Annotated in this window: 5 protein-coding genes; 2 read left to right on the forward strand and 3 right to left on the reverse strand. The window is 71.0% G+C overall.

All coding sequences use genetic code 11. The annotated features are described in order from the left end of the window. Positions 1-52 precede the first annotated feature (52 nt). Entirely contained in the window at positions 53-1,600 is a 1,548-nt protein-coding gene (locus AB0F10_RS43785) for a long-chain fatty acid--CoA ligase (RefSeq protein ID WP_360640090.1), read from the reverse strand. Between the two features lie 224 nt (positions 1,601-1,824). Here AB0F10_RS43785 and AB0F10_RS43790 point away from each other — a divergent pair, with 224 nt between their 5' ends. Then, on the forward strand, positions 1,825-2,019 hold the full coding sequence (locus tag AB0F10_RS43790) for a ferredoxin (RefSeq protein WP_360640093.1): 195 nt from the start codon (positions 1,825-1,827) through the stop codon (positions 2,017-2,019). 90 nt (positions 2,020-2,109) lie between these two features. Next, positions 2,110-3,603: a M1 family metallopeptidase gene (locus AB0F10_RS43795; protein ID WP_360640096.1), complete on the forward strand. Its 1,494-nt coding sequence runs from the start codon at positions 2,110-2,112 to the stop codon at positions 3,601-3,603. Between the two features lie 21 nt (positions 3,604-3,624). Here the strand turns inward: AB0F10_RS43795 and AB0F10_RS43800 are convergent, their stop codons facing one another. Both AB0F10_RS43800 and AB0F10_RS43805 read right to left on the reverse strand, forming a co-directional pair. Further along, complete coding sequence (locus tag AB0F10_RS43800; RefSeq protein WP_360640099.1) at positions 3,625-4,896, reverse strand: extracellular solute-binding protein; 1,272 nt, start codon at positions 4,894-4,896, stop codon at positions 3,625-3,627. 1 nt (position 4,897) lies between these two features. Continuing rightward, the coding region (locus AB0F10_RS43805) for a vWA domain-containing protein (RefSeq protein ID WP_360640102.1) at positions 4,898-5,612 on the reverse strand (715 nt) is incomplete at its 5' end.

The following is a 5,612-nucleotide window of genomic DNA, read 5'->3' on the forward strand; positions in this document are numbered from 1 at the left end:
GGGTCCCCCTCCGGGCGCGCGTCCGCGGTACCTCAGGGCAGCCTGCCCCGGGTCAGGTCAGTGCCCGCTTGAGCAGCTTGCCGGTCGCGGTCATCGGCAGCGTCTCGGCGAACTGGACGGTCCGCGGGTACTTGTAGCCGGCCATCTGCTCCTTGCCCCAGGCGACGAGCTCCTCCTCGGTGATCGTGGCGCCCTCCCGGAGGATCACGTACGCCTTGATCTCCTCGCCGTGGCTCGGGTGCGGCACCCCGATCACCGCGGCGAGCGACACCGCCTCGTGGGTCATCAGGACCTCCTCGACCTCCCGCGGGTAGACGTTGAAGCCACCGCGGATGATCATGTCCTTCGCCCGGTCGACGATGTAGTAGTGGCCGTCCTTGTCGCGCCTGCCCAGGTCGCCGGTGCGGAACCAGCCGTTGTTGAGCACCTCGGCGGTCGCCTCGGGCCGGTTGTAGTAGCCGTTCATGATGCAGTGGCCGCGGATCGCGATCTCGCCGATCTCGTCGCTGCCCTCGACGGTGTTCCAGGACTCGTCGATCAGCTTCACCTCGACGCCCCAGATCGGGATGCCGATGGACCCGGGCCGCGGCTCGCCGGCGGGGTCGCTGAACGTCGCCACCGGCGAGGTCTCGGACAGGCCGTAGCCCTCCAGAATGGTCACCCCGAGGCGCTGCCGGACCTCCTTGATGATCTCCAGCGGGAGGCTCGACCCGCCGCTGACCGCGACCCGCATGTTGCGGGCGATCTTCTCGACGTCGACGTCGTCGGTCAGGGCGTTGAGCAGGCCCCAGTACATCGTCGGCACGCCCGCGAAGAACGTGACGTCCTCGGTCTGCAGCAGCTTGACCGCGGCCTCGGCGTCGAAGCGCGGCAGCAGCACCAGCGTCGCCGCGCTGGAGAAGCCCGCGTTCATGTTCACGGTCGAGCCGAAGGAGTGGAACAGCGGCAGGACGAGCAGGTGGGTGTCCTCGCCCGGCTTCGACTGGAACAGCCGGTTGCAGGTCAGCGCGTTGAGGATCAGGTTCGAGTGGCTGAGCTCGGCGCCCTTGGACTGGCCGGTGGTGCCGCTCGTGTAGAGGATGACCGCGGGGTCGGTCTCGGCCGCCTGCACGGTCTCGAAGACCGGCGACTGCCCGGTCAGGGCCCGGCCCAGCGTCTCGGCGCCGTCGATCGGCGACGGCGCGGCCGGGTCGGCGGTGACCAGGAAGAAGTGCTCGCAGTCGTCGACCTGGCCGAACCCGGCGTGCCCCTCGGCGCCCATCGGCAGCTCGGCGGTGCCCTGGAAGCAGAAGTAGGCCTTGGCCTGCGAGTCGGTCAGGTGGTAGGCGATCTCACGGCCCTTCAGCAGGACGTTGAGCGGCACGACCACCGCGCCGGCCTTGAGGATCCCGTAGTAGATCACCGGGAAGTACGGCAGGTTCGGGCACGACAGCGCCACCTTGTCGCCGGGGCCGATGCCGCGGGACCTGAGCAGGTTGGCGACCTGGTTGGCGCCCGCGTCCACCTGTGCGTATGTCAGCCGCTGGTCGCCGAGGACGACCGCCGCCCGGTGCGGATGGTTCCGGGCACTGTCTTCCAGGAAGACGGACAGATTGATCATGCTTGGTCTCCTCGAAAGATGCGCTGTGTGACGTCCCAATCCCAACATGACAGGGGTGGTTGAAGAACCCTTCGACCCGGTTTTTGTTTACCTGTGCGGGTGGCATCGGGCCGGGGCCGCCGGTGGTTTTCGCGGGGATCGGCACGTATTCGGCCAGGCGTTGACCGGGGGATGGGGGGCGTGCAGTGTGAACGCGGTGACTCAACGTGATGCTTGGAGAGCTCATGAAGGTAGCCGTCGACACCCACCTGTGCATCGGGTCGGGCACCTGCGCGCTGACCGCCCCGGCCGTCTTCGACCAGGATCCTGAGGAGGCCGTGGTCGTCGTCCTCGACCCGGAGCCGCCGCCCGAGCAGTACGAGGCGGTCCGCTCGGCGGTGCTGCACTGCCCGGCCGCGGTCATCTCCATCCTGGACTGAGGCGACAGGCGTCGAGGAACTTCGATAGGTTCGAGCTGACCACTCCACGTCGGACCGCGATCCGGTCCGCCGACGGAAGGAAACTCGACCGTGCGACGACTGCTGGTGGCAACGCTCGCCACCGCACTGACCTTGGCCGGGGGCGCGCTCCCGGCTCAGGCCGCACCCGCTCCCGGCGGCGCCGGGCTTGGGGACGAGTACTTCCCCGACTACGGCAACGGCGGCTACGACGTCTCGCATTACGACGTCCGGCTGCGCTACTACCCCGACGACGACCGCCTCACCGGCACCACCACGATCCTGGCGACCGCTGAGCAGGATCTCAGCTCGTTCCACCTCGACTTCATCCTCGACGTGGCCTCGGTGAAGGTCAACAACCGCCCCGCAACGTTCAGCCGGGAGGGCGACCACGAGCTGGTGGTCACCCCGGCGCGGCCGGTCACCCGCGGCCAGGCGATGACCGTGGTGGTTCAGTATTCCGGCGTGCCGTCCAACAAGGTCGCGGCCGGCTTCACCGCCTGGGTCCGCACCCCCGACGGCGCGCTCGCGGTCGGCGAGCCCGAAGAGGCCTGGTGGTGGTTCCCGAGCAACGACCACCCGAGCGACAAGGCCACCTTCGACGTCTCCGTCGCCGTGCCGGACGGGGTCGAGGTGATCAGCAACGGCGTCATGCCGCGCAACCCGGTGCGCGAGATCCTCGGCTGGACCCGGTGGAGCTGGCGCTCGATCCACCCGCAGGCGACCTACCTGGCGTTCCTGGCGATCGGGCAGTATGAGATCACCCGGGACACCGCGGCCGACGGCCAGCAGGTGATCAACGCGTACTCGGACCTGCTCACGCCGGACTTCGAGGACGCGGCGAAGGCCAGCGTCGAGCGCACCGCCGAGGTCATCGACTGGGAGAGCAGCGTCTTCGGGCCCTACGCGTTCGAGGCCCGCGGCGGCGTCGTGGCCCCGCCCGGCACGCTCGGCTTCGCCCTCGAGACGCAGACCAGGCCGGTCTACTCGTCGGGCTTCTTCCGCAGCGGCTCGAACATGTCGGTGATCGTGCACGAGAACGCACACCAGTGGTTCGGCGACACCGTGTCGGTCGACCAGTGGAAGGAGATCTGGCTCAACGAGGGCTTCGCCAGCTACGCCGAGTGGCTCTGGTCCGAGGAGCAGGGCGAGGGCACCGCCCAGGAGATCTTCGACTACCTGTACGCGACCGAGCCCGCGGACTTCTGGACCGTCGCGCCCGCCGAGCCCGGCCCGTCGGAGATCTTCGGCAACGCCGTGTACGACCGGGGCGCGATGACCCTGCACCAGCTCCGCAACACCATCGGTGACCAGGACTTCTTCGAGTTGCTCCGCACCTGGGAGGCCGAGCACCGCTACGGCAACGGCAACACCGCCGAGTTCACCGCGCTGGCCGAGAAGATCTCCGGCCAGCAGCTTGACGACCTGTTCGACGCGTGGCTCTACACGCCGGCGAAGCCGGCCGTCGAGGGCGTCTCCGCGCTCGCCAGGACCGCGGCGCCGAAGGCACCGAAGTCGCTTGCCAAGATCCAGCAGACGCACGACCTGCTGCGCGAACGGCACTGAGCGGCCCAGGGCCCTGCGCGGCTATCTGCCCTGCAGGGCCCTGGTCAGCCGGTCGGCCAGGTCCGGCGGCAGCGACTGGCGCCGCCCGGTCAGCACGTCGTGCACCTGCTGGTTGAGCACCCCGCTGAACGGCACGTAGTTCGGCGACACCGGCCGCAGCCGGGCGGTGTCGATCGCCTCGCGCAGCCGCGGCAGGTAGGGGTACTTCTGCTTGATCGTCTCGTCCTCGTAGACGCCGGCCCGGGTCGCCGCGAAGCCGCCGTTGACGAAGAGCAGCCGCTGACCGCGCTCGCCGGTCAGGAACTCGATGAGCGCCTGCGCGGCCCGGGGCTTGCTGGTCCGCTCCGAGATCGCCAGGTTCTGCCCGCCGAGCACGCTGTCGCCGGGCAGCCGCGTCACGTCGAAGGCGAACCGCCCTCCGTCGCGCCCCTGATCGCCGGTGAGCATCGCCCGGTACGCGACCGGCCAGTTGCGCATGAACAGCGTCCTGCCGTCGCGGAAGGCGCTGCGGCTGCTGGTCTCCTCGAAGGAAACCGAGCCCGGCAGGATCAGGCCGCGCCCGCCGTCGCGCGGCGGGGTGAGCAGCCGGGCGGCCTCGTCCCACTTCTTCAGGTCCAGGCTCACCGTGCCGTCCCCGGCGACCGCCAGGTCCCCGCCGAGCGCCCAGACCGTCTCGAGGAAGTTGACCGTGAGCCCCTCGTAGCTGTTGAGCTGGCCGGTCCAGACGGCGTCGAAGCCGGGCCTGACCCCGGCGGCCCTGATCGCGGCCCAGTCGAACGGCGGCCTCAGCCCCTGGTCGGTGCGGTAGTACAGCAGGCCCGCGTCGGTGTTGAACGGCAGCGCCCACAGCCGCCCGTCGTACCGGCAGGTGGCCAGGGGATTGGGCATGAATGCCCGGTCCGGCCGCTCGGCGAGCAGCGACTCGTCGATGGGCCGGATCAGCCGGCGCCCGGACGGCGGCTCGGCGAACCGGGCCGTCCAGGCGACATCGAGGTTGAAGATGTCGGTGTCGCCGTCCTCGGCCCGGCTGACCATCTCCGCGTACTGGCCGTCCGCGGCCTCGGGGAGCGTCACGATCCGGGCCCGGTTGCGGGGGTGGCTGTCGTTCCAGATGTTCACCAGTTGCTGACGCTGCCCGCCGGCGCTGTCGTCCTGGCCGCTGAGGATGACCAGCTCGCCGCTCTCCAGCTCCGCCGGCCGCGACAGCGGACCGAACAGGAACAGCGAGGCGATCAGCGCGGCCCCGGTCAGGTTGCCGACGGCGAAGGCCATCCAGGTTCGCAGCCGCAGCATGTCAGTCCTCCGTATCCCAGACGGCGCGGAACATCCCGGCCAGGGCCGGCTGCAGTGAGTCCGGACCGGCGTCGAAGCAGCGCCCGCCGCTGCCCCTTGCCAGCGCGGCGAGGGCGGCGTCGGTGCAGCTCACGTCACCGACGGCGATCACGAAGATGCGCACCCCCGCGGTCTGGGCGCGCGACGGCGGCGGCCGCCCGCTGGTGTCCTTGCCGTCGGTGAGCACCACCAGGTCGCGCCGGGCGTCGCCGGCGCCGGCCCGCAGCGCGGCGGACCCGCGCCGGACGGCCTCGTAGAGCGGGGTGTCACCGCCGGGCCGGATCGCGGCGGCCGCCCGGCGCACCCGGCCGACCGGATCGTCGCCGGCCGGGGCGATCGGCAGCGTCTCCCGGGCGCTGCGGCCGCTGAAGGTGAGCAGGCCGAGCTCGTCGCGCCGGCCCAGCCGGGACGCCGCCCGCTCGATCGCCGCCGCGGCGACCTCGAAGCGGGTCAGGTCCGGGTCGGTGGTCACCGTGTTCATCGAGCCGGACGCGTCCAGCGCGACCAGAAAGCGGCCGGGCCGGCGGGCGGCCGCGTACAGCGCGGCGACGTCGCGGCGGACCAGGGCGTCCGGCTCGCCGCGCACCACCCGCACGAACGGCCAGTCCGTCAGCGCGCCGTACGCGGGTCCGAGCGGCTCGGCGGCGTCCAGCGCGGCCGGCCGCTGCCCGGAGATC

The sequence above is a fragment of the Actinoplanes sp. NPDC026623 genome (assembly GCF_040638275.1).
Classification (GTDB): domain Bacteria; phylum Actinomycetota; class Actinomycetes; order Mycobacteriales; family Micromonosporaceae; genus Actinoplanes.